At 42.6% G+C, this 24,722-nt stretch carries 28 protein-coding genes, 1 pseudogene and 2 riboswitches; of the genes and pseudogenes, 21 read left to right on the top strand and 8 right to left on the bottom strand.

Annotation, left to right across the window (positions count from 1 at the left end):
• The first annotated feature begins 66 nt into the window (after positions 1-66).
• The 5 genes from R8O70_RS05930 to R8O70_RS05910 all read left to right on the top strand — a co-directional run bounded on the left by R8O70_RS05930 (position 67) and on the right by R8O70_RS05910 (position 3,202).
• Complete coding sequence (locus R8O70_RS05930; RefSeq protein ID WP_005385580.1) at positions 67-684, top strand: cob(I)alamin adenolsyltransferase/cobinamide ATP-dependent adenolsyltransferase; 618 nt, start codon at positions 67-69, stop codon at positions 682-684.
• 104 nt (positions 685-788) lie between these two features.
• Positions 789-929, top strand: a riboswitch (FMN riboswitch).
• Between the two features lie 113 nt (positions 930-1,042).
• Positions 1,043-1,699 (top strand): 3,4-dihydroxy-2-butanone-4-phosphate synthase, encoded by a 657-nt coding sequence (gene ribB, locus R8O70_RS05925; protein ID WP_005373655.1) that lies wholly within the window; start codon positions 1,043-1,045, stop codon positions 1,697-1,699.
• Between the two features lie 105 nt (positions 1,700-1,804).
• Positions 1,805-2,350 carry a glutathione peroxidase gene (locus R8O70_RS05920; protein WP_033906358.1) on the top strand — a complete coding sequence of 182 codons (546 nt, stop codon included), beginning with the start codon at positions 1,805-1,807 and terminating at the stop codon, positions 2,348-2,350.
• A gap of 10 nt (positions 2,351-2,360) precedes the next feature.
• Positions 2,361-2,804, top strand: coding sequence for a DUF3429 domain-containing protein (locus R8O70_RS05915; protein WP_017819861.1), 444 nt, complete (start codon positions 2,361-2,363; stop codon positions 2,802-2,804).
• Positions 2,805-2,956: 152 nt separating this feature from the next.
• Entirely contained in the window at positions 2,957-3,202 is a 246-nt protein-coding gene (locus tag R8O70_RS05910; protein ID WP_033906357.1) for a hypothetical protein, read from the top strand.
• Between the two features lie 70 nt (positions 3,203-3,272).
• Here R8O70_RS05910 and R8O70_RS05905 read toward each other — a convergent pair whose 3' ends face one another.
• Entirely contained in the window at positions 3,273-3,872 is a 600-nt protein-coding gene (locus R8O70_RS05905) for a thiol:disulfide interchange protein DsbA/DsbL (RefSeq protein WP_005373667.1), read from the bottom strand.
• Between the two features lie 83 nt (positions 3,873-3,955).
• A complete protein-coding gene (locus R8O70_RS05900) occupies positions 3,956-4,336 on the bottom strand; it encodes a hypothetical protein (RefSeq protein WP_192948007.1) in 381 nt (126 codons plus the stop codon).
• Between the two features lie 278 nt (positions 4,337-4,614).
• On the opposite strand from R8O70_RS05900, the gene R8O70_RS05895 reads away from it, so the two are divergent.
• The 10 genes from R8O70_RS05895 to R8O70_RS05850 all read left to right on the top strand — a co-directional run bounded on the left by R8O70_RS05895 (position 4,615) and on the right by R8O70_RS05850 (position 13,651).
• Complete coding sequence (locus R8O70_RS05895) at positions 4,615-4,911, top strand: isoamylase early set domain-containing protein (RefSeq protein ID WP_258624556.1); 297 nt, start codon at positions 4,615-4,617, stop codon at positions 4,909-4,911.
• Positions 4,912-5,124: 213 nt separating this feature from the next.
• Positions 5,125-5,838, top strand: a complete 714-nt coding sequence (locus R8O70_RS05890) for a response regulator (RefSeq protein ID WP_104980484.1) — start codon at positions 5,125-5,127, stop codon at positions 5,836-5,838.
• Entirely contained in the window at positions 5,838-7,136 is a 1,299-nt protein-coding gene (locus tag R8O70_RS05885) for an ATP-binding protein (RefSeq protein ID WP_005373675.1), read from the top strand. Before R8O70_RS05890 ends, R8O70_RS05885 begins: the two co-directional genes overlap by 1 nt.
• Before the next feature lie 119 nt (positions 7,137-7,255).
• Complete coding sequence (locus R8O70_RS05880; RefSeq protein WP_258624557.1) at positions 7,256-7,648, top strand: glycine zipper family protein; 393 nt, start codon at positions 7,256-7,258, stop codon at positions 7,646-7,648.
• Positions 7,649-7,775: 127 nt separating this feature from the next.
• Positions 7,776-8,132: a diacylglycerol kinase gene (locus R8O70_RS05875; protein ID WP_017635149.1), complete on the top strand. Its 357-nt coding sequence runs from the start codon at positions 7,776-7,778 to the stop codon at positions 8,130-8,132.
• 21 nt (positions 8,133-8,153) lie between these two features.
• Positions 8,154-9,809 carry a phosphoethanolamine transferase gene (locus tag R8O70_RS05870; protein ID WP_213889037.1) on the top strand — a complete coding sequence of 552 codons (1,656 nt, stop codon included), beginning with the start codon at positions 8,154-8,156 and terminating at the stop codon, positions 9,807-9,809.
• Between the two features lie 122 nt (positions 9,810-9,931).
• Complete coding sequence (locus tag R8O70_RS05865) at positions 9,932-10,864, top strand: Gfo/Idh/MocA family protein (protein WP_017635148.1); 933 nt, start codon at positions 9,932-9,934, stop codon at positions 10,862-10,864.
• 218 nt (positions 10,865-11,082) lie between these two features.
• Complete coding sequence (locus R8O70_RS05860) at positions 11,083-11,514, top strand: YccF domain-containing protein (protein ID WP_005373685.1); 432 nt, start codon at positions 11,083-11,085, stop codon at positions 11,512-11,514.
• Positions 11,515-12,206: 692 nt separating this feature from the next.
• The gene (locus R8O70_RS05855; protein ID WP_017635147.1) at positions 12,207-12,545 is read left to right on the top strand and encodes a hypothetical protein; all 339 of its coding nucleotides are present in this window, start codon (positions 12,207-12,209) and stop codon (positions 12,543-12,545) included.
• A 257-nt stretch (positions 12,546-12,802) separates the two neighbouring features.
• Entirely contained in the window at positions 12,803-13,651 is an 849-nt protein-coding gene (locus R8O70_RS05850) for a patatin family protein (RefSeq protein WP_258645510.1), read from the top strand.
• Between the two features lie 142 nt (positions 13,652-13,793).
• Here R8O70_RS05850 and R8O70_RS05845 read toward each other — a convergent pair whose 3' ends face one another.
• Positions 13,794-14,642: a pirin family protein gene (locus R8O70_RS05845; RefSeq protein WP_017635146.1), complete on the bottom strand. Its 849-nt coding sequence runs from the start codon at positions 14,640-14,642 to the stop codon at positions 13,794-13,796.
• A 401-nt stretch (positions 14,643-15,043) separates the two neighbouring features.
• On the opposite strand from R8O70_RS05845, the gene R8O70_RS05840 reads away from it, so the two are divergent.
• The 5 genes from R8O70_RS05840 (at position 15,044) to R8O70_RS05820 (ending at position 17,937) form a co-directional block, all read left to right on the top strand.
• On the top strand, positions 15,044-15,253 hold the full coding sequence (locus R8O70_RS05840; protein ID WP_005373691.1) for a cold-shock protein: 210 nt from the start codon (positions 15,044-15,046) through the stop codon (positions 15,251-15,253).
• A gap of 240 nt (positions 15,254-15,493) precedes the next feature.
• Positions 15,494-15,703, top strand: a complete 210-nt coding sequence (locus tag R8O70_RS05835; RefSeq protein ID WP_005373692.1) for a hypothetical protein — start codon at positions 15,494-15,496, stop codon at positions 15,701-15,703.
• 50 nt (positions 15,704-15,753) lie between these two features.
• Positions 15,754-15,894, top strand: coding sequence for a PA3496 family putative envelope integrity protein (locus tag R8O70_RS05830; RefSeq protein ID WP_017633782.1), 141 nt, complete (start codon positions 15,754-15,756; stop codon positions 15,892-15,894).
• 237 nt (positions 15,895-16,131) lie between these two features.
• Positions 16,132-16,231, top strand: a riboswitch (purine riboswitch).
• Between the two features lie 89 nt (positions 16,232-16,320).
• Entirely contained in the window at positions 16,321-17,337 is a 1,017-nt protein-coding gene (locus tag R8O70_RS05825) for an adenosine deaminase (protein WP_017819853.1), read from the top strand.
• Between the two features lie 126 nt (positions 17,338-17,463).
• On the top strand, positions 17,464-17,937 hold the full coding sequence (locus R8O70_RS05820) for a peroxiredoxin (RefSeq protein WP_005373699.1): 474 nt from the start codon (positions 17,464-17,466) through the stop codon (positions 17,935-17,937).
• Between the two features lie 50 nt (positions 17,938-17,987).
• Here the strand turns inward: R8O70_RS05820 and R8O70_RS05815 are convergent, their stop codons facing one another.
• From R8O70_RS05815 to yghU, 3 genes are all read right to left on the bottom strand, one after another.
• Complete coding sequence (locus R8O70_RS05815) at positions 17,988-18,395, bottom strand: SPOR domain-containing protein (RefSeq protein WP_005373701.1); 408 nt, start codon at positions 18,393-18,395, stop codon at positions 17,988-17,990.
• 212 nt (positions 18,396-18,607) lie between these two features.
• A complete protein-coding gene (locus R8O70_RS05810; RefSeq protein ID WP_017819852.1) occupies positions 18,608-19,777 on the bottom strand; it encodes a D-alanyl-D-alanine carboxypeptidase family protein in 1,170 nt (389 codons plus the stop codon).
• A gap of 1,183 nt (positions 19,778-20,960) precedes the next feature.
• Positions 20,961-21,818 carry a glutathione-dependent disulfide-bond oxidoreductase gene (gene yghU / locus R8O70_RS05805; protein ID WP_033906351.1) on the bottom strand — a complete coding sequence of 286 codons (858 nt, stop codon included), beginning with the start codon at positions 21,816-21,818 and terminating at the stop codon, positions 20,961-20,963.
• A 253-nt stretch (positions 21,819-22,071) separates the two neighbouring features.
• Here yghU and R8O70_RS05800 point away from each other — a divergent pair.
• Positions 22,072-22,191 (top strand): annotated as a pseudogene (locus tag R8O70_RS05800) (dihydrofolate reductase); the annotation flags it as partial.
• Positions 22,192-22,255: 64 nt separating this feature from the next.
• On the opposite strand, the gene R8O70_RS05795 reads toward R8O70_RS05800, so the two are convergent.
• Together R8O70_RS05795 and R8O70_RS05790 are read right to left on the bottom strand one after the other, a co-directional pair.
• On the bottom strand, positions 22,256-23,710 hold the full coding sequence (locus R8O70_RS05795) for a sucrose-6-phosphate hydrolase (RefSeq protein WP_318184083.1): 1,455 nt from the start codon (positions 23,708-23,710) through the stop codon (positions 22,256-22,258).
• Between the two features lie 31 nt (positions 23,711-23,741).
• A complete protein-coding gene (locus R8O70_RS05790; protein WP_053349293.1) occupies positions 23,742-24,665 on the bottom strand; it encodes an aminoimidazole riboside kinase in 924 nt (307 codons plus the stop codon).
• Positions 24,666-24,722: the final 57 nt, after the last annotated feature.

Genomic DNA, 24,722 nt, shown 5'->3' with positions numbered 1-24,722 from the left:
CAAAGCACAAGTAGTTTCTTGTCAATTAGAGTAGGATATTACGACGTCATAAATCTAGGAGGTATTATGAAAATCATCATCTTACATGGTCTTTATATGCATGGGCTGGTCATGCAGCCTCTTAGCCAAAAGCTGAGAAAACTCGGATACGAAACGCAAGTACTCAGCTATAACACTGTTGCTATCGATGAGTCTTCACTGTTTGATTCTATTGATCATTCGCTTAATCCACTGACCACAAACGTCCTCGTGGGACACAGCTTGGGAGGCTTGATGATTAAGCGCTATCTCGCCAACAGAAAACCGAGCACTAACTTAATCTCTCATGTTGTCGCTATCGGTTCGCCTCTTAAAGGCGCGTCCATTGTAGGCCGAATTCAAGATCTCGGATTGGGTGCAATTTTAGGCAATTCGCCACACCACGGATTAAACAAACATGATGACGCTTGGGATCTACCTCAAAAACTCGGCAGTATCGCAGGAACGATGCCGATTGGTGCTCGCCCATTGTTGATCCGTAATGACAACACCATGTCGGACGGTACCGTTACCGTAGAAGAGACAAGACTGGACGGTATGCAAGATCATATCGAAGTGAAGCAAACGCATACGAGCCTGATTTACAACACCTTCGTGCCGCAGCAGATTGATCACTTTATTCGCACAGATTATTTCCGTCGATAGCACACTTTTCCATCATACAGATGGAATCGACTTTCCAAGCTATTCAGTTCGCAGTACTATCCTAGCTCCACTTCTTCACAACTTGGATGAAGTGGTACATTTTTAATTGTTCTCAGGGCGGGGCGAAATTCCCCACCGGCGGTATACTTTTTCAAGTGAGCCCGCGAGCGCTCGATTCGTCGAGGTCAGCAGATCTGGTGAGATGCCAGAGCCGACGGTTATAGTCCGGATGAAAGAGAATAAGAATACACCAGCATAGCGAGTCAGATCGCTAAGAATGCTGGTGCACTTCTTTTTGATCGTATTTTACGGCGATCTCTCATACCGCCCTGATTCTGGTGAAGTTTAGGAGTTAACCATGAATCAGTCATCACTACTTGCCGAATTCGGCGACCCAATTACTCGCGTTGAAAACGCACTTATCGCTTTAAAAGAAGGCCGTGGCGTACTGCTTCTTGATGATGAAGATCGCGAAAACGAAGGCGATATCATTTATTCAGTCGAGCACCTCACTAACGAGCAAATGGCATTGATGATCCGCGAATGTAGCGGCATCGTTTGTTTGTGCTTAACAGATGCTCAAGCAGACAAACTGGAACTGCCTCCAATGGTGGTAAACAACAACAGCGCAAACCAAACCGCATTTACGGTTTCTATTGAAGCGAAAGTTGGTGTAACAACGGGTGTTTCAGCAGCAGACCGCGTAACGACCATTAAAACGGCGGCAAACCCGCACGCAAAACCGGAAGATCTTGCTCGCCCGGGTCACGTATTCCCTCTGCGCGCACGTCCAGGTGGTGTAATGACTCGCCGTGGTCACACAGAAGGTACGATTGATCTGATGCAAATGGCAGGGCTTCAACCCGCTGGCGTACTTTGTGAAGTGACCAATCCAGATGGCACGATGGCAAAGGCACCGGAGATCGTAGCATTCGGTCGCCTGCACAACATGCCGGTACTGACGATTGAAGACATGGTAATGTACCTGAACCAGTTCGAGTTGAAACTGGCATAGTCAGATCTCAGCTCTTGAAAAAAGCCGCGCATTTGTGCGGCTTTTTTGATCGATCCTCTTTGCACTTGAGTAGTTATACTTATTGAAAACAAGGGGAACAACACCATGAAAGGATTACTGAAACTCGCCGCTCTCGTTAGCTTTCTCTCCATGAATTCGCTTGCTCTTGCATCTGAGTGCCCTGATATTCTTCAAGGTAAGCAAAGGTTGTTAAACTCAACGGAAGAAGTCGATCTATGCGAAAGCTTTAAGGGAAAGACACTACTAGTCGTCAATACAGCAAGCCAGTGCGGCTTCACTCCTCAGTTCGAACAGTTAGAAACCCTCTATCAAACTTACAAAGACCAAAACTTCACCGTTATCGGTTTCCCGAGCAATGACTTTCGACAAGATAGAGGAAGCGAAACAAACACTGCGAAAGTCTGTTATCTCGATTACGGGGTAACCTTTCCAATGATGGCTCGCTCTTCAGTATTAGGTGTAGATGCGAACCCAGTCTTCAACCAAATTACTAACCAAGCAGGCATAAAACCAAAATGGAACTTCTACAAGTTTCTGATTAGCTCTGAAGGTAAAGTTATTGCTACTTTTCCAAGCTCCACATCACCGACAAGTACTACGCTTACCAATATGATAGAGCAACAATTGTAAGGTGACGACCATGACAACACGCTCAACCATGCTACAACTCGGTTACTTAGGCCTGGTTCCATTTGTGTTTAGTTTAGGGCTGATTTTCACTGACATCTCACTCTTCAATTTAAGTGGTCAGCAATTTTTCATCGCATATAGCGCCGTTATATTAAGTTTTTTATCTGGCATCCTTTGGGGTAATGGCATTGAGCATTACTACCACCGCCTTAGCCGAAATGTATTAATTCTCAGCAACCTTTTTGTCTTACTGGCTTGGGGCGCATTACTGCAGGGCCACAAACATTACGCGGTCGCTACCCTACTCTTAGCAATTGGGTATCTTGCTGTTTGGTATGCAGAAAAGCTCGTGAGGAAAGTCGAACAAGACGCCGAGCCCAAGGGATATCAAGGAATGAGGAGCAAACTGACCTTCGGCGTAATCGTAATGCACGGATTGGCTTTAGTTTCATAACCTGGTCTGTCCAGTACTAAGATCACAAAAAAACGTCTTTTTATAAAACAATGTTCATTTCGTGAATGCACACATATTTTGAACACTGTTTTGTTTCATTTATGAATCAATCCACATATAAGTAATTCAAAGCATTCACAAAGGATATGAATGTGTTTTTTCGCAAACTTTTGTTTAGCACTGCGATGATCAATGCAACGACAGGTTGCGTGTCTTACCAGGCACAACAAGCCGCCGCTCAAACAGTAAATAATACAGGCGCTGTGCTTACCAATGTGATTAAAACCACGATTGCTCAGCCATGTAATGTTGCAATCACTGCTGCTAGCTTGTTTTATCCGCATGCCATATTTATGACTAGTGTTCCGGCTCAAGCATGTACAAGCGTTCTTAGATAATACGAAAGTGATAAGCATAAAAAATGGCGACTCTACCGTCGCCATTTTTAAGCTTCAATGCTATTTATAGTTACAGCGTCAATAAGTAATTAACTAATTGATTGTACTCGTCGTAAGTACGAATTTCGTTGGCCAAAACAATGTATTTATTGTTCACAACCACACCCGGAACCCCTCTTAACGTGCTGGCAGAGAATTGCTTATCAAAACCTTTCTGCATTGAGTTTACGGCGAAACTGTTGTACGCCGCATCAAACTTCTTACCTTCTACGCCATTATCAACGAAGAGTTGTTTCAGCTCAGCTTCGTCTTTTGGCGCTTGTCGCTTTTGATGAATTTGGGCAAACATGGCAGGAATCATTGTATCTTCAACTCCTAGCGACACCATCGTCGCGTAGGACTTGGCCATCGGAATCGCCATATCTCCGCCCATGAACCCCACATGTACCTTTTCAAACTTTGCCTCTTTTGGCAGAGCAGGTTTTAAACGCTCAATAAGAGACTCAAACTTGTAGCAATGTGGGCAATAAAAAGAAAAGAATTCCGTCACAACAGGTTTCGATGCTTTCTTTACATCCAGAACTTTGTAGTGCTTCCCTTCTTCAAATTGCGCTGCATGAGCGGTAAAAGTCAGTAAAAGTGCACTACATAAGGCAAGTAGTTTTTTCATTGTTTATTTCCTTGTGGCATTCAAATGCCAAATCATTTCATTTGGTAAAAAGGGGTAAACCCCAAGTAATTTGAGTTGAGGAATTAAACAATCGGAGGACGATAAAGCTTGGTGATCACTGTCACTACTTTTTCGACTAGAGGCCTATCAATCAAAGCAAGGCTATAAGGAAGAATCAGTAAGTCGTTTTGAGATAAGTTGGCGGGAATTTTGACCATGCAGGAAGAGCTACAACTCGTGTGAGATTGTTGTGCCTTATTGATGGCTGACTCATCATGATGCGATTCTACGCAGTCGTCATTGACGCCAAGTTGTTTGTGCAGAGCAGCCTGTTGAACAATAAGATCGCGTACTTCAATTGTTTTCATCGGAACGGAAGCCTGCGCCACAGGAGCGACACTACTCAAAAGCATAGCAACTAAGCAAACTATCGCAGTCAACAATGTACGGTTAAACTTCAACATAGCTACATCAAGGAAAATGGTGATTTAAGATAATACATGATAACGGTTTGACTTCAAGATACGGACTCTCGGCTCGCTAACAAACTCTGTTCTTTGACCATTTTAGGCTAGTGAATTTTCTCTCTAACGATCCCTCAGTACACGAAACCAGCACAACGAACTATTCACCGTTCGGATACTCCCCTCATCAGATACCAGCAACAATTCGATAAAACTTGAAATCATTATGAAACACGAGTAATAGTTAGAACAGTTTTTGTACGAACAAGGAAAGATCAATGCTTAAAAAGAGATTCTTTAAGACAAAAGATGAAGTCGAAGTCACGTTCGAGCTAGATAAAGATCAGTGGGACTCTGTCCAAATTGCTGGAGACTTCAACAACTGGCAGCCAGAACCGATGAAATTAGTGAAGAAAAGTCGTCAGTTTAAATTTAAAACCCGCTTACCTAAAGCGCAGAATGTTCAGTTCCGTTACTTGCTCGATGACGCGAAGTGGGAAAATGACCCACAAGCTGATGCTTACGTTCCAAATGAATTTGGCAGCGACAACAGCGTCGTGTGTACCACCGAATAAGCGGTAATTTCGCTTTAAGATTCCATACCTAGGCGCAAATGTTGCGCCTTTTTGCATCTCTCTAAATGTGATAGGTGATTAGATTTAAATCATTAATTGGCAATTTTATCCAATTAACTCATCCGATAACCTTATTCTGAGAAAGCTTTATTTGAAATAATTCGTAAATTTGTTTAAGTTCCATTGATATTAAATATTGTATACATCACTTAAATGAACGCACAACAAATCAAACCATCTCTAATCATTGTGGAAGACGATCCCAAATTACAAACTATGTTGGGTGAGTATTTTGTTGAACAAGGTTTTCAGGTCAAATGTATCGACAATGGGACGGACGCACCTAATGCGATTATTGACACACAACCAGACGTGGTGCTGTTAGATTTGATGCTACCCGGGCAAGATGGTCTGAGTGTATGTCGTCAAATCCGAGAATGCTACAAAGGCAAAGTGTTGATGCTGACAGCAAGTGATGATGACTTCGATCATGTCGCCGCATTAGAAATAGGCGCAGATGACTTTGTTACTAAACCCATCAAACCTCGCGTATTGCTAGCTCGTATTCGCATGCTATTAAGAAGAAAAGAGGCGGCGCCTACCGAGTCCGAAAACTGCCTACAAATTGGTGTTCTGTGTTTAAACCGGTTGCGTAAATCGTGCGTAATGAACCAAGAAGAAATTGCGCTGACAGACGGCGAGTTCGATTTGTTGTGGGTTCTTGCTACGCATGCTGAAAAAACACTATCACGTGAGTGGCTGACCAAAACACTACGTGGTATTGAATACGATGGAACAGACCGCACCATTGATAATCGCATAGTGACACTGAGAAAGAAGCTAGGCGATGCTTCTTGCTCACCACAAAAAATCATTACCGTTCGCGGCAAAGGCTACCTATTTATGCCTGATGCATGGAATGAATAATGAGACGGATTTATCTGGAAAGCTTTGTTGGCCTTATCATTCTGTTTATGGCTAGCTTGTGGGGATACGAGTTCTTAGTTTATGAGATCAACACAGATTATGACTACCTATTACAAGAGCATGAGGGTCAAGCTTTTCACGATCTGATCTACCCTATCTATAAAGAACACGGATTAGAATATACTCAACAACAGTTGGAACAATTTGCCACATCAAGCCATCGTTTGTTGGTGCCTCATACGCTTGAAGAGCTTCCAACAGACATCAAAAAGGCGTTTGAAAGTGATACCTCCGTTAACGTCGCTTACGATGAAGAAAGGGATATCTGGTTCCGCCTAGATGCGAGCACGCCTATCTTTAAAATGAGCGATAATCCGAATAGTCCTGTGGTTAAAGCTGCCAACTTTGATGACAATATCGTTTGGTTGTTCTTTTTAGCTGGATTTGCTCTGTATTGCATATTGTTGATCTGGTTCTTAAGCCGTCGGATTCGAGAGCTAGAGAGAGTGACCGTTGAGTTTGCCTCAGGTAACTTCAAGGCTCGAGCTAGTACCTCAAGCGCTAAGTCTGTTGGGACGTTAAACAAAAGCTTTAACACGATGGCCGATAAAGTATCTCGCTTGATCACTAGCAATAAAATGCTAACTAACGCCGTTGCACATGAATTGCGTACCCCAATCTTCCGCTTACAATGGCAAGCAGATTTGTTATCGGATTCAACCTTAACTGAACAACAGAAAAAGTATGTTTACAGTATCGTCGAAGACATTGACGAGATGGAAGAAATGGTTGAAGAATTGCTTTACTACGCAAAGATGGAGCGTCCTGACACAGCATTACAAACTCAAGAAGAAGTCGTCCTATTCAACTTAGTCAAAGAGTTACGACAGAGATGGCAAAAAGAGACTACGCTCGCTATCTCGCTTCAAGAAGTAAACTCAGAAAACGTTCTTGCGTTTGCTGACCCAAAATTGTTAAAGCGAGCCTTAGATAACTTGCTGCGCAATGCAATGCGGTACGCAGATAAGCAGATTTTAGTAGAGATAAAACACGATCAGCACCGCTGCTTCATCAATGTTCATGATGATGGCATAGGTATTGAAGAAAAGCATTGGCCTCATCTATTCGAACCATTTTACAGTGCGGATGAATCTCGCAACAAAAAGACGAGCGGGTTTGGGCTCGGTTTGGCGATTGTCAGACAGATAATGGAGCTTCAACGTGGAGAAGTTTCGATTTGCCATAGCCCACTTGGAGGAGCTTGCTTCACACTTAGCCTCAAAAAATCAGACAGTTAACTTAACCTTCCTACCCCGTTTACAGAAGACGACACTTCAATACACTCAAGCGACAGAGCCCAACAATAAAACAGTGTACATTTAATCCATAAGATTCACACACTAAATGGATAGTACTCATGTATAAATCTTTTATCCTGATTATGGCGCTTACTTCTACGCTTACAGCTTGCGCCTACAACCAAAAACCTGTCGTCGACATGACCAATGTCGACCCTAGTACATATGAACAAGACTTTCTTTACTGCCAAGGCTATGCAGAAAATGTCGACAAATCAGAGGCAGCGAAACCTGAAGCCACTAATGGGGCAGTTACAGGCGCATTGATCGGCGCAGCTGCTGGTGCGCTAGAAGACGGATTAGGTGGAGCGGCTGTCGGTGCTGCTGCCGGCGGTGCTGTAGGAGCTGGAGCTGGTGCTTTGAGTGGAACAAATGATTCAACCAAAACTCAATCTCTCGTATTGCGTAAATGCCTCCAGCACAAAGGCTATACCGTCTACGATCTTGATTAAATAAGCACTTTTCTTAAATTATCGCGCGATGGATTCTATTCACAAATGTTTCACGCTGTAACGATTAATCTCGTTACCTCTCTGGGATATGTGTTCCATCCCAATGCTTAAATAGTAAGGTCATATTTTGAAGCCAGGTAAAACAGGTATACGCCGTGTCATGGATGCGACCGGCTATTCATTTCAAGGATTGAAAGCCGCATGGACACACGAAGCCGCTTTTAGACAAGAATTGATTCTCGCCTTGGTGCTTTCCGTCTGTGCTTTTTTCCTTCCTGTCACCACATACGAAAGAGTGCTGATGATCAGTAGCCTGTTCTTGGTATTGATCGTCGAACTCATTAATTCCGCCGTAGAAGCGGTTGTCGACCGTGTTAGCGATGACTGGCACGAGCTCAGTGGTAGAGCCAAAGATATTGGCTCAGCAGCAGTATTTGTTGCGTTAACTCTTGCCCTTTTTATTTGGGCTTCGTTCTTGCTCTAATTTTTATTCAAGACACTCATTATGAAGACACATGATTTACAACAGAGAGGTATCTCTTACGTTACCTTTACTTTCCTGTTGGCGCTGTATTTCGCTCTCGTCGTAAATATCCCTATTTATAAAGAACTGATCGGCATCTTTACACACTTAGATAATGTCAAGATTGGATTTATTATCACAATACCAATTTTCTTTCTTGCCGCGCTCAATTTCCTTTTTAATTTATTTAGTTGGCCTTGGATCGGCAAGCCGTTCTTTATAATTTTAATCATTGTTTCAAGTATGGTGAGCTACGCAAGCTATAACTATGGCACACTTTTCGATTCTGGAATGATTGCCAATATTGTTGAAACCGATTCGAGCGAGGCGAGTTCTTACCTGAGTGCTCACTCTGTAATTTGGACGCTGATTATGGGAGTTATCCCAGCGATAATTGTCTTTAAGGTCAAGCTGCAATCTCAACGTCACCAATTACTGTACTTCTCTGTTACCAAATTAGTATCGATGCTGTCGTCGCTAGCTGTCATCGCCGTCATTGCCAGCGTGTACTATCAAGACTACGCATCTGTAGGGCGCAACAATAGCCACCTGAAAAAAATCATCATACCCACCCAGTTCGTTTATAGCGCGACCGGGTATGTGAAGGAAAAATATTTCACCACGCCAGAGCCATATCGAGAAATCGGCACAGATGCAAAGCAGTCAAATAGCGCCGTACAGCAAGCACAGCGCAAACCAACACTACTGGTTTTTGTCGTAGGAGAAACCGCTCGAACGCAGAACTACCAACTCAATGGCTATACACGAGAGACAAACCCTTATACTAGTAAATTGGATGTTATCTCATTTCAAGACGTCGCATCTTGTGGCACCGCGACTGCTGTATCTGTGCCTTGTATGTTTTCACAGCTCACGCGAAACGAGTTTGAACGCACCAAAGCGGATAACCAGGACAATGCTCTCGATATAATGCTGCGCGCTGGGGTTGACCTCATTTGGAAAGAAAATGACGGTGGGGATAAAGAAGTAGCCCACAAGATCAAGAAAATTGAAGTGGATCGAAAGCAAGTAAGCCCTATGTGTAATGGCCAAACTTGTTACGACATGGCGCTATTAGATCATTTTGATCAGGAAGTCGCGGATATGCACGGTAACCGAGTGGTCGCCATGCACCTTATAGGAAGCCACGGTCCGACCTATTTTCAGCGTTACCCAAGAGACAACGCCTTCTTTAAACCAGACTGTCCACGTGCAGATATCGAAAACTGTAGCATCGAACAAATAGTGAACACATATGACAATACAATACGCTACACCGATCTTGTATTGGCAGAAACCATCAAAAAACTTAAAGCGTTAGAGTCTGAGTATAATACCGCGCTAATTTATATATCGGATCACGGTGAGTCACTAGGCGAAAATGGATTGTTCTTACATGGTATGCCTTATGGCCTTGCACCAGATTTCCAAAAACGCGTTCCTTTGATCATGTGGCTGTCTTCGGGCTTTAAACAAGCGAAGCAGATCAATACCGACTGTTTGTATAAACAAGCACAGAATGCAGGCCAATACTCACATGATAACGTGTTCCACTCTTTATTAGGCATTATGGATGTACAAACTCAAGCCTACGATAGCAAGTTAGATATATTCAAAGCCTGCCGAGCCGTTTCCTAAATCATTCAATAAAGCCTGGCTCAAAGTGTGAACCAGGCTTTTTCTAACAAGGTATTTAAACTCATCGCCGCGCCAAGCGTTATACTGACAGTCCGCGATCCATACATCGAGAAAGGACTAGGATGAAAATTGGTATTATTGGTCTAGGGGATATCGCTCAGAAAGCATACCTTCCTGTTATCACTCAGCTTCCAAATATCGAACTTGTATTTTGTACCCGCAACCCAAACACACTTGAGAGCCTGGCTAAGCAGTATCGAATCTCAGAGATCTGCCAAGACTACCAGCAACTTCTACACTTTGGCGTCGATGCCGTCATGATTCATGCGGCAACAAGCGTACACCCTCAAATAGCGGCATTTTTTCTGCAGCATGGAATTCCAACCTTTGTCGACAAACCATTAGCGAATAGTGCTGATGACGTAGAAAAGCTGTACGACATTGCCGAAAAAGAGAGACAGCCACTCTATGTGGGCTTTAACCGTCGTCACATTCCACTTTACAACCAACATATGCCACAAGTGCAGCAAGGCAACATATCTGACTTAAAGTCGCTACGCTGGGAAAAGAACCGTCACCAACTACCGGGGGATGTTCGTACCTTTATATTTGATGATTTTATTCACCCATTAGACAGCGTTAACGTCACAGCCAAAGCCGATCTAAAAGATGCTTATGTAACTCATCAACTTGAAGGTAGTCAGTTGGCGCGTTTAGATATTCAGTGGCAACATGGAGATACTTTGCTCCACGCCTCGATGAATCGCCACTTCGGTATCACTACAGAGCGCGTTCAAGCTTGTTATGCAAACAAGGCAGTTGAGTTCGACTCCTTCGTTGAAGGCAAACTATGGCAAGCTAACCAAGAGCAAAAAATCAATTTGAAAGACTGGACGCCAATGCTAACGAGTAAAGGTTTCCATTCGATGTTGCTCGACTGGTTTGGCGTCGTTGAGTCTGGAAATATTGCTAATGAAGTAGTAAAACGCAACATTGCCAGCCATCGATTGGCAGAGCAAATTTGTCAATATATCGAGAAAGTTGTCTCTAGATAATGCGATTCTTGGCTATATGCTTGATTGAGTATTACGCTCTATACTAAAAAGACTTGCCTTAGGGAAGGCATTCATTCTCTGTTAAGACTACAGCGATTATTCTATCAATCAGGTGAATGAGGGCACAAAAGCACACATCGACAAAACAGACGGTTTAGATTTGTTTTACGCTGCTCTCAGGTATCTGAATCATCACATTCAAGAATAAAGGAAATAGAATGAGAACACTTGGTAACATCATTTGGTTTGTATTTGGTGGCGTATTTATGGGGTTGCTATGGTGGTTTTTTGGTATTTTGGCCTTTATTAGCATCATCGGAATACCTTGGGGGCGTGCGTGTATCGTTATGGGTAATTTTTCCTTTTTCCCATTCGGTAAAGAGGCCATCTCACGCGATGAATTGACCAATGAAATGGACATTGGCACGAGTCCGCTCGGCGTTATTGGTAACGTCCTTTGGTTTGTATTTGCAGGCCTTTGGTTAGCTATCGGTCACGTACTTTCTGCAGCAGCATGCTTTGTCACCATAATCGGCATTCCGTTTGCGCTCCAACACCTCAAGCTAGCGGTTATTTCACTCGCACCAATTGGTAAAACGGTTGTATCGTCAGAAGAAGCTGCAATGGCTCGATACAACATCAATCGTTAGCAAAAAGCTAATGCGCTTTCTATCCTCTGGGCAGTCATGCTCAGAGGGTAACGCCCGTCAAAAGTAAGCCTATAATCGCTATCGCATATTCAATAATGGCTGATTGTATATTCATACCGTCACCTTTACGTTGAAGTTTATCCTAGCTCAGCACTGCTTTACTTTTATAATTAATCAATACACCCAAGTGAGTTCAAGATGCTAGACTCATAGCGTCGTCACTGATTCAAACTCCAAGAACGACGTAACGAAAAAGCGAGCTATCCTATGCTCGAAATATGGGTTCTTTCCCCCTCGAAGTAGAGTTCAACAACAAAAAAGACGAACTATAAGCATAGCCAAAATTAATGCTTTTCGACCTAAAATATCTCACATCAATCAAAGAAAGCTTCTAAGATTTTCTCTTTTTGAGTAAATATAGACAGTTACAGTAGCGAAATTCTTCTCGGTAAAAATCCCCACTCAATCTCATGATCAGTTTTTAAAAAAAACAACAAAAATTCGTTGTTATCTAGAGTAATTATTTTATTTGTCGCAGAGCAATTCCATCAATATCATTTGCGACATCGGAGTGCTAGAGCATTGAAATTTTTAGCATTTATCACAGGTATAGAACGTAAAAAACCTTTTATTACTTATTTTTCTTTTTTACATATGTTCTAACTCAACGTCTATTCAGACAGGAATATACCGTGGATAAATATCAAGCAGCTTATGCTAAACGTCTAGAGAAACTAAATGGGGATCCATCTCCTAAAACGATAGCCCGCCTTTCGGCTTGGGATGCGTTTTTTAACAAGGAGTACGAGCTCCAAGACTTGGAATACCAGCTATCGGACGCTGCGCACCAGCACTATGAACAGTCGCATGCGAAGAGCGACATTAGCTTCAAAGAATTCAAACGAGCGTTCTATAATGAATCCATCAAAATTTACAATTTAACTGATGGCGCTTCTATCCAGAAAGTATTCACCCCATTACTTTTGCTTACAACGCTCTGGATAGTGTTTGTATGCCTATTTAACAAGTGATCATCAAACTATTCCAACAACGATCAGTATGGGACTACAGGTATGGCTCTATGTAAGGGGGCTAATTGGCTCGGTCTCCTTCACTAAATTAGCGACTCAATTACCCGCAATTCCATAGGCTAAAAGTGACAAGGGCATCCGTTGATGCCCTTTTTATTCAAAGGAACGCAACCTAGACCTTTGGCCCACTTGGGTATAAAACCATTATGCGTTAAGCTGCACGCTATTATCCGATTGATAAAGAGTGGAGCGAAGTGATGGAAAAAGTAGGCTCTCGAGCATTGATTGTCGAAGGTGGAGCCATGCGAGGCGTATTTTCATGCGGCATACTCGATCATTTTCTTGCTAGCGAGTTCTCTCCATTTGATAGCTTTTGGGGAGTGTCTGCGGGTGCTAGCAACTTGGCTGCCTACTTAGCTAAAATGCCCGGACGTAACTTAAAAATCTACCTCGATTACAGCTTAAGAAAAGAATTTATCTCTCCATCTCAACTTCTACGTGGTGGTGATATGATGAACTTAGACTGGATGTGGAATGTCACCCTCGAAGAACTTGGCATCGATAAATCTGCGCTCAAAGCTGATTCACGACCTTTCTTTTTAGGCGTGACGCGTCAAGACAATGGGCAAGCGGAGTACCACCTTCCTGATGTCGACGACTTGGCAGAAACAATGAAAGCCAGCAGCGCACTGCCTGTACTTTACCGAAATGGCGTATCACTGAACGGAATTCAATACGTTGATGGTGGCGTCTCAGACGCACTTCCTGTTGCAGAAGCAATAAAGCGAGGAGCCAAAAAGATTATGGTTTTACGCAGCCAGCCCGCAAGCTATCAAAAGCCAAGAGGAAGATTCAGCGCCCTAACTAGGAGGATGTTGAAAGAAACGCCCGGATTAATTGAACCGATGTTGACACGTGAAGTTCGCTACAATCAGACCTTAGCGCTGATCAACAACCCACCACCTGGTATCGACATCATTCAAGTGTGTCCTCCTGAAACATTCAAGTTGAAACGGCTGAGTCGATCGCCAGCACCACTGCGTCATGCTTATGAGTTAGGAATTGAAGCAGGAAAGGAAGCCATCATACGATGGAGTCAGAAGTAGAAAAAAGCCACGTGGATTAAACGTGGCTAACGCAAATTCGATGGCAGTGGATTATCGTATTTGCTTCTGGTCGAGCCCAATATTCAGGCTCAAAACTGTTTTAATTTGCTCGCTAACTGAAAAAGCGAGTAGGCAGTCCAAACTAGTAAGTTTCAAACAACCCAGAGTTGTAATCTTGGATGGCTTGTTCTATCTCTTCCATGCTATTCATGACAAAAGGGCCATAATGCACCACGGGTTCATTAATTGGCTCACCAATAAAGATCAGTGCACCACTCTCTTTTTCGGCCTGCAATTCAACCCATTCACCTTTCGATAAAATGGCCATTTCGCCTTGATTGATCTCACGACCTTTTAATTGAATACGACCTTTATAGACATAGAGCATCATGTTGTTGTCTTGATCCGTGTTCAAATTCAAAGCTTGCCCCCCCATCGCTCTCCAATCGGCTACCGTGGCAGCAACACCTGTCTCTGTTAGCGGCCCCTGAATTCGTTCGTTGTTTATAGTCATATGACCCGCAATCAAACGTACAACCCCCGTATTCGGAGTATCAAACTCAGTGATCGTTTCAGGTTGAAAGTCATGATATTGAGCTGGCTGCATCTTATTTTTCGCAGGCTGGTTAATCCAAATTTGGAAACCATGCAATTCGCCTTCCTTCATAATAGGCATTTCGCTATGGATGACGCCTCTTCCTGCCGCCATCCACTGTGCACCACCGGAACGAAGCTCACCAACATTATCCATATGATCACGATGCTGGAAATGACCTTTCAACATATAAGTAAGCGTCTCAATACCGCGGTGCGGATGCGGAGGGAAACCGCCGATATAGTCAGCGCGGTCTTCTGATTTGAGTTCATCCATCATCAAAAATGGAGAAAAGCTAGCATGATTGAAACCCGCTACACGGCGAATTTTCACTCCATCACCATCAGCAGTAGGTTGTGCAGGAATAAGCTGACGAATTTCTCTGAATGTACTCATACTAGTTCTCCTAGTTTATCTTTGTGACCGCTTGCAAGTCGCATGTTCAATCTATGGCTATCGATAAGGTTCTATTTTAGGTTGATGAGCTAAAATTATGAGCCATACTATTCGTTCTACTTATTCAACTTTTTCGAACAATACAATTTATAGAGTTAATAATGAGCACATTTAATTTATCTAAAATAAATGTAGCTATTTTCTAAACAAGGTGTATAGTGTGCCTTGGCTCTTAGAAGAGAGCTGTTAATGCAACATTTAGTTTAAGTTTCCTCTCAGTAAAATCTTGAATCCCCAATTCAGACACCTGCGTACAACTTCCTCTTGATTGAACATTCAATAGCTTAGAAAAGATCCACAAAACAAATCATAATTTTAATGTTTAATTCAAAGGTATTTTTATGTCTAAAGTAACTGGTTCAGTAAAATGGTTTAACGAAACTAAAGGCTTCGGTTTTCTATCTCAAGACAACGGCGGCCAAGATGTATTCGTACACTTTAACGCTATCGTTTCTGACGGTTTCAAAACACTGACTGAAGGTCAGAAAGTAAGCTTCAATGTAGAGCAAGGTAAAAAAGGTCCTCAAGCGACTGAAGTAACTCCTCTATAAGACTGCTTTTCTTGGTGTAGCATGCCCATGCTGCACCAAACCTCTCTCCTTCAAAAATATTCTTTCATCAATCACTCAGCCTAATTTTAGGCATTGCTTTGTGCTATCTAAAATAAACTGAATAGTACTGCTTAATTTATTATTTATAGGAAAAATCATGTCCTCAAAAAGAACTGGCCGTCAAAGGCATTGGTATCAATTACTTAACAAAGAGAAAATCACTAAAAAACAGGAGAATAAATGTTAGAAATTGAATTTAATTTAGAACAACCTCAAACCTCTTGGAACGCTAAAATACATCAATTAAATGGTGATATTTTACGAAGGCACGTATTACCGAAACTTCTTTCTCATAGCTTCATGATCGATTTTGAATATTGTGAGAAAACGCAATCTGGAACTATTCTCTGTGATTCAGGTTCAAAGTTAGGAAGTTTTACTGTTAACTGATTCAGTTTTCATGCATTAATGGATAATGCAACTAATTTGGAAGGTATCCAATGGCTAGAAAAAGTAAGAAGCAGTCAGAAAAAGACAAAAAAGAGTCTGAACAAAACGCGGCGGCGGTAAAGCAGAAAACTCGACGCCGCATAGAAGACATTATGGAACAAAGAGAATTTGATAAGTTATTCGATCTATAAATGCTCTCTAGTGCTTTCTCTGCCTTTATCGTTGTGCAAGGTACCGCCACCTACCTTTGCTCAAACGAATCTCCACTCTTTTAGACTACTCTTCTAATTACACGTGCCTCTCACACACGCAAAAACAACTGGCTCCTCTATACTCAAGTGACTTGCAAATAGTCGTTTCGCTCACAGGAAAACCCGTGACTAATGACAGTTAGGTTATTTGCGTATAGCCAAAGCGATATTTTTGCGTATAATCCCTCTCGTTTGCTTCGTATAACCCCAATGATATGGTTTGGGGGTCTCTACCAGTTCCCGCAAAGTGCTGATTACGAAGAGTTGAGATCATCGTGGGTCTTACTCTTTGTGATAGCGTTCGATTTATTTCTATCTATACCTATTCTTAGAGTAACTGCATCCACAATACACATAAGGTGGAATATGAACGCATTTATTCAAGGTCTTCCAAAAGTAGAGCTGCACTTACATATCGAAGGTTCACTTGAGCCGGAACTCTTATTCAAATTAGCAAAACGAAACGGCATCGAGATCCCTTACTCTTCTCCGAGTGAACTACGCAGCGCATATCAGTTTACAGACTTACAATCATTTCTCGACCTCTATTACCAAGGAGCGGGAGTTCTGCGTACGGAGCAAGATTTTTACGATCTCACTTGGGAATACTTACTGCACTGTAAAGAAGACAACGTTATTCATACCGAAATCTTTTTTGACCCTCAAACACACACAGAACGCGGCATAGACTTTGACACTGTTATCAATGGAATCGCTCGTGCGCTAAAAGATGGTCACGAAAAACTTGGCATTACCTCGCAAATTATTGCGTGTTTTCTCCGTCACCTTTCAGAAGAGAGCGCCATAGAGACCCTACAGGCTATTCTGAAACACCGTGATAAGATCATTGGTGTTGGACTAGATTCTTCAGAACAAGGTCATCCGCCAGCTAAATTCAAGCGCGTATTTAAACAAGCAGTAGAAGAAGGCTTACTTACCGTTGCTCACGCAGGTGAAGAAGGCCCCGCACAAAATATTAGCGATGCAATTGAAATGCTTTACGTGAGCCGCGTGGATCACGGTGTTCGCTGTGTTGATGATGAAGCATTAGTTGAATCCTTAATCGAAAGCCAAATGCCACTGACAGTGTGTCCGTTATCGAATCTTAAGCTATGTGTATTCGACGATATGAAAGATCACAATATTGTGGATTTGCTACGAAAAGGTGTCGCTGTAACGATTAACTCAGACGATCCTGTGTACTTTGGTGGCTACATGACGGATAACTTTCTGGCCGTCAACAACGCACATCCAATGAGTAAGAGTGAACTTGCCCAATTTACAATGAACGCGATTGATGCCAGCTTTATCGATAACGAGTTAAAGGCGAAATATCGTCACCTTGTTAGCCAATACGTAAACCAGCACGAAGCTTTGCAATAAAGGCATCAGTGCCACGCATTAGGCCAAACGCGTAGGTATTAAAACCCTACAAAAACTCTGTGGTTAACCGCATTTATAAACGCTAGACTGAGAAAGCTAAACTAGCACACAAAAAGGAATAGAATCATGATTCAACAAGGCCAAGCTCTACCAGTTGCAACTCTAAGTGAGTTGACTGCCGATGGTATGGTGAACCACGACGTTACAGAACTGTTTGCGAACAAGAAAGTCGTACTCTTTGCTGTACCTGGCGCATTCACCCCTACCTGTTCAGAAGCCCATCTACCAGGCTATGTGGTATTAGCTGATGAGCTAAAGGCAAAAGGTGTTGATTTAATTGCGTGCGTTTCTGTAAACGATGCATTTGTGATGCAAGCGTGGGGCGAAGCTCAAAACGCTTCTGAGATTTTGATGTTGGGTGATGGCGACGCTAGCTTTACTAAAGCATTAGGTCTTGAAATGGATACAGGCGGCTTTGGTGGTATTCGCTCACAACGTTACGCAATGATCATTGAAAACGGCACAGTGACTAAGCTAAACGTTGAAGAGCCAAAAGAGTTTGAAGCAAGCAAAGCAGAAACGATTTTAGCGGCGCTTTAAGCTTACTCCTAAATACAAAAACGGAAGCCATCGCTTCCGTTTTTTGTTGGTTAACGCATTCTCACAACACTCGTTTGTTGCTTACGCTGCATTTCCGCAAAAGTCAGCACAAACGGGGATGACTGCTTTACACGGCTTGGTAATGAAGAAAGCGCATTGTAGGCATCCTGCTTCGTTTTAAAATCACCAACAGTTACCGTATACCAACGCGTGCCTCGGCTGTTTTTCCAGTTAACCCAAACCGGATGCTTAGGATCGATATAGCGAATATAATCTTTCACATCTTTTTCTTGCTTTAGCGCGAGTACCTGCATCGTGTAATGGTTTGGGTTTAAATAACCATATGCATCCTGAGAGGTCATGACTCCAACACATTGGCCGCTATCGACCTCCTGCTGGTAAGGCATAGCGCAGCCCATGAGCGATAAAATCAATGTCAAAGATAAAATCTTGTGCACGTGTCACTCCATTCTTGTTCTAGTTTCTTTTCTCTCGCACCCAAAAACACAAAACGCTCTTGGTCAGGTAAAAACACACCCTTACAAGAGGGCCTGTGTTTTAACGCAACGAGTATTCCAAAAACGTAAGGCGACCACGTTGGTCGCCTTAGTAAACTGATTTAATAGAAAATTAACAAGATAGAGTGATATAGACAGAAGTTCGCTACTGTTTAGAACCAGCTAGCGACCAATTGCTTAAACCAGTCTAAAATTCGCTTGAATAAACTGCCTTCCTCAACGGACTCCAATGCAACGAGCTCGGCTTCATTTACGACCTTACCGTCGACTTTGTAAAGCACTTTACCAACCACTTGTTGCTCAGAAATTGGCGCAACTAAATCACCGTTGTATTCAACTTCCGCTTGCAGATTTTTTACATCTCCTTTTGGCAAAGTGAGATAAACATCGTTAGCTACGCCGACAGTAAGCTCGTCTTTTTCGCCCATCCAAACTCGAGCTTTCGCAAGTTCCGCACCCGCCTCAGTCGGCATTACCGTATCGTAAAAGCGGAAGCCATAACTCAACAGCTGCTTGCTTTCTGATTCACGAACATTCTCACTCTTCGCTCCCATCACTACGGCAATCAAACGCATATCACCTTGTGTTGCAGAAGTCGCTAGACTATAACCCGCGCCGCTTGTATAACCAGTTTTCATGCCATCGACATTCATACTACGATCACGAAGCAAGCCATTACGGTTGTATTGAGTGATGCCATTGTAAGTAAACGAGGTTTCGCTATACAGCGGATAGATATCAGGTAAGTCACGAATAATCGCTTGGCCCAACTTGGCAATATCATAAGGTGTCGAATATAAACCGTCACTGTCTAGGCCGTGAGGGTTGGTGAATGCCGTGTTAGACAATTCAAGCTTGGCGGCCCAACTATTCATCAAACTCACAAACCCTGATTCACTTCCCGCAACATGCTCAGCAATAGCGACACTGGCATCGTTACCAGATTGAACAATCAGACCACGGTATAAGTCAGACAAAGAAACGGAAGTATTGACTTCAATAAACATTTTTGAAGAATCTGGGAAATTTTTTGCCCAAGCATTTCGGCTGATGACAACCTCATCATTCAACGTAATATTGCCTGTATTAATTTCTTGACCAGCTACATAAGCAGTCATCAACTTCGTTAAACTCGCGGGGTTTAAACGTTTGTGGGCATCACGTTCAACCAGTACTTTCCCCGTATGGAAGTCCATCAAAACATAACCACGAGAACTGAGTTCTGGCGCATTTGGCACAACTGAAGGCGCAGCATAAGCCAACGAGGATACAGCAGCGAACCCTGTAATTAACACTGTGTGTAATATAGTACTTTTTCTCATCATGACATCTTATCTTAGTAGCATTTAAGGCTTACAAACGGTACCCGAATTAATTCAAAGCGCGGGATTACCTAGTTAAAAAACGAGTATATTGAAACGGCGCTCAGTTACAGCCACCTTGTTACGATTGGTTACTTTTACTCAATGTTTGTCGAAAATAATGAGAGGTAGGTAGAGCTTTCGTCTTGAAGAATGAAACAGGAGCGAAAATAATTCCGTAACGCTATGTTTTTTGAGAGGGGAGAAAAAGCGCGCAAGTCAATTCAGGGAGTAAGTTGGTATAGGAAAAGTAGTTGAGCTTTTATCCATATCTAAATAGGAAACAACAAAAACAATCAACAATAAGTCCAGCTAATTACTTACCAAGAAAACATATTGAAAACGCATCATAAAATCGTAATTAATTATCGATAAATTTAAAAGCCTAATATTATAATTTATGTAAATTTCATTTATTATTAAACTGGAGAAAAATACAGCTTTCCTTTTTTAAAACTAAGAGACGATTTTTTCGATGTTTTTAGGTTTATCTCATCAGAGAACTTGGTATAACAGTGAGGGATAAGACATCCGGACTTAGCGCGAAAGGATAACCCACTGTTATTTAAGTTCACACGCTGCTTTTTAATGACTAGAGACTTTAAACTGCGGTTACCTTCGGTTTGTGCGGCTATTCTTTGACGTATCCCAACCCAGTACGACTCAAACGACGACATCATACATATCCTCTTTCATGATATAAGCATTAATAATTAAACATCGCTAAAAGCTAAGCTTGTCTTAAATAAAAGTACTAGAAATTGATTTTATTTCATCAAAACAAATCAACCCGCATATTCCACACAAATTTAGTGGTTATGTCAAACATTAGTTATCATTAATTTTATTTATAATGGATATAAAATCAGTTTATAATTTTTAAATAATTTAATTATTAGAAATCAGTATAACCAGTCCATATTTAACATGGAAATATGAGCTTTGTTTTGCATCATAATATATAAATATATTAAAGATTCATCTACGAACTAAATGCTCTTCAAGAGGTGATATAAATTAGCATTTCGAGACTAAATGAGAATAAAAATAGCGCACCGTATATGGTGCGCTATAGATTTGATTAAGGTCACTGTATAAGCATAGATAAAACTAAACTCATTTGACGTAGCTAGGCCAAGATTGCTTATGGTTTAAGTTTCAATACTCTATCAATATCTTCTGCGCTGTGGCGCTCAGGTAACTGCTCCCATTCTTCACCCCATGAACGGTTCACAATTCGACCACGTTTTACCGCTTCACGCTCATCAATTACTTTTGCCCAGCGCACAACGTTTTTGTAGCTTTCTACGTCTAAGAATTCAGCCGCATCGTAAGCACGACCCAACACAAGGTTGCCGTACCATGGCCATGTTGCGATATCAGCGATGCTGTACTCATCGCCACCTAGGAATTCATTGTTCGCAAGACGCTTGTCTAATACATCTAACTGACGTTTTGCTTCCATTGTAAAGCGGTTGATTGGGTACTCGAACTTCTCTGGTGCGTACGCGTAGAAGTGACCAAAACCACCGCCTAGGTATGGCGCAGAACCTTGCAGCCAGAATAACCAGTTCATTACCTCGGCACGTTTCGCGCCTTCTGTTGGTAGGAAGTGACCAAACTTCTCTGCTAGATAAAACAAGATGTTGCCAGATTCAAACACGTTCACTGGCTCAGAACCCGAACGGTCAACCAATGCCGGAATTTTAGAGTTTGGGTTAACAGCCACAAAGCCAGAGCCAAACTGGTCACCATCGCCAATCTTAATCAGGTACGCATCGTATTCTGCTGCCGTTACGCCTGCCGCTAAAAGCTCTTCAAACATGATCGTCACTTTCTGACCGTTTGGGGTACCCATTGAGTAAAGTTGGAATGGGTGCTCACCAACTGGAAGCTCTTGCTCATGACGTGCGCCAGAATCCGGACGGTTGATGCTCGCCCACTGACCGCCGTTTTCATTATCGTTTGTCCAAACTTTTGGTGGAATGTATTCGTTAGCCATTGTTTTCCCTTATTGTGTTTGAATGCATCTTCAAACTGACGGGTCTTACGCGCCAGCAAGCATTATTAACATCACCTCTTCGCCAACTGCGATTAGGCATACTCAAGATATTAGGTCGAATTCGCTAAATAAAAGTCCTGCAATCTCTTTTAGTTAGAACCTTTGGTTATGGGATTTTCTTTCACGCTATAAGTAAAAACGTCGCGATAATGTGAACTAGGTTCGAGATGCCAACGATGAGTAAGCTACACTCGGCGGCGCGCCACTATTTGGGGATTTAGAACAACCGCTAAACTTCAAAGTCACCAAGAATGAAGTTGTTCTGGATACCTTAGTTCAAACAACTTACGTGCGTGATAGGCAGTTAAGTTAGATAGTTAGAAAGAAAAACGCCCTTCACTAAATCAATGAAGGGCGTTTTAATGTATTCGAAACCGTTACTTAGCTGATTCAAACAAACCAGAAATACCTTTCAAAGGGAAAAGCCTTGCTTGCTCCAACCCTCTCAACGTTACCGTATTGAGGTCATCAATAAAGAAACGACTGGTCATCGTGTGTTTGCCGCCATTAATGAAAATCTCGATGACAGAATTGTCGATATACATCTCAATCGTCTGCTTAGCGTCCAATCTTGGTGCTTTTCGAATACCACCAAATTCTTCTGCGTACAAATGAGACATGTGACGACGGTCCAGCATAAACTCGTGCTCTGTCGCACTAAAGACGATGTTGTCACCTTTGAGGTTACTCAGCTCAAGTTCAAAGCCATCGCCCTCAAGGTCTAATTGGATCAAACAACTTGTGCTTTCCAGTGTATGGGACTGTGCAAAGACCACCTCTTCTTTTCTTAAACTATCCAATTCAGGGAGTGGAGTTTGAACAAGAAAACCATCTTTCAACGTTAGTTCTCTAGGAAGAGACAACATTCCTGCCCACTGGTGTGTGACCGATGGTGTGTCGATTTCTGGCAACCCTATCCATGCAATAAGAATGCGACGCCCATTCTCATCTAAATAGGTTTGTGGGGCGTAGAAATCAAACCCATAATCTGGCTGTAAAATATCTTGGTGGTTTTCTAAAGTCATCGACTCTAGGTTCAACTGATCACCCACGATATACGCGACAGAATAGATGTTTTTGAAATCATAAGGATTACTACTGCTCACGCCCTGTGGAGAAAACAGCATCACCGATTGACCATTAATCTCAAAGAAATCAGGACACTCCCACATGTACCCAAGGTCAGAGAACTTGGTCTTGATAGGACCTTTATGCTGCCACGTTTTCAAATCTTTGCTTTGATAGAGCGCCATAGAACCATGCTCGGTTTTGGTTTGAGCACCCACCACCATCAAATAGTCGTCGCCTTTCTTCCAAACTTTTGGGTCACGAAAGTGCTCCGTGTAATGTTCGTTCTCAATGACTACACCGTGCTTTTCAATGCTGCCGTCTGAATCCATGGTGGCAAAACACTGTGTTGGGATTCGATTCCAGTTTTGGTCACGCTTGTTGCCAGTAAAAAACAGCAAAGCCTTGTTGTTTTCCACCAAAGCGCCGCCCGAATAGACACCATGTGAATCGTAGTCTTGGTCGGGATGAAGACCCACGCCATGATCAGTAAAATGGATGAAGTCTTTAGTAGAAAGGTGATACCAATACTTCATTCCATGGACTGGTCCCACAGGCGTCCACTGGTAAAAGATGTGGTGCTCACCATTGAAATAGCACAACCCATTTGGGTCATTTAACAGCCCAAATCTAGGGGCGATATGAAAACTAGGAAAGCCTTTATCTTGCTGACGTGAAAGTGTCATTTCTTCGATATCACACTGAGGGATTTGCTCAAGTCGGCGATATCTTTGCTCTACAGTCCAACGGTTGTTTAAGCTCATAATTTTTCTCAACTGAAATTGGATCTGAAGATCATTGCCCAATAAATTGCAGCAACTCTGTCTGGGTCGGAAGCGCGGTCATTGCGCCTTTTTGCGTCGTCGCTAATGCACCACAGCCATTTGCCCATTGAATCGCAGAGCTAACAACAGGATGATTTTTCCAATCGTCATGCCGAGACAGGCATGCCAGTAGCCCTCCGACAAAAGCATCACCCGCACCTGTGGTGTCAATCGGACTAACGACTTGACCTGTGATCAGTTCACTCTGACTTTCAAAGACGCGCCAAACACCTTTCGCACCTTGTGTCACCAAGACCAAAGCAATATTCAAAGAGGCTATTTGTTGTAAACCTTGCGCCATCGACGTTGAGTCAGTTAAGAACAAAAGCTCTTCTTCAGAGAACTTAACCACATCGGCCATCGCTACAGCCTTCATCACGACAGCTTGGATTTCTGATTGATCTTGCCACACTTCATCACGCAAGTTAGGGTCAAAGCTAATGAAACCACCAGCGGCTTTTGCTCTTTTGATCGCCTCAAATGTGCTGCTTCTACTTGGCTCATTTGCCAGTGAAATTGAGCAAACGTGTAGCCAGTCACCTTGCTTAAAGTTTGGGATGTCTTCAACAGACATAAACTGATCAGCGCTCGGTTTTACCATAAATGTAAAGCTGCGTTCCCCTTGATCGTCTAAATCTACCACCACTGTTGATGTTCTTTGCTCAGGGTCTTTAACGAGAAACTCCGTGCTCACGCCCTCTTGATCGAGCGTTGATTGCATGAAGCGACCAAATGGGTCATCACCTACACGTCCAAAAAACGCACTCTTACCAGATAGACGAGCAATTGCTACGGCGACATTCGCTGGTGCACCACCGGGACATTTGAGTAAAGAAGTCTCAGATTCCGGTATTAGATCGACAACTGCATCACCAGTTACCCATACTTGATTCATCTTGCTTACCTTAAAATTAAAGCCCTGATAGTCCAACGTGTTGAACACCTTCACTAC

Source organism: Vibrio sp. 779(2023), assembly GCF_033344285.1.
Taxonomy (GTDB): Bacteria; Pseudomonadota; Gammaproteobacteria; order Enterobacterales; family Vibrionaceae; genus Vibrio; species Vibrio alginolyticus.
Note: the sequence above shows the minus strand (reverse complement) of the source record. Positions and strands in the feature narration are given on the sequence as shown.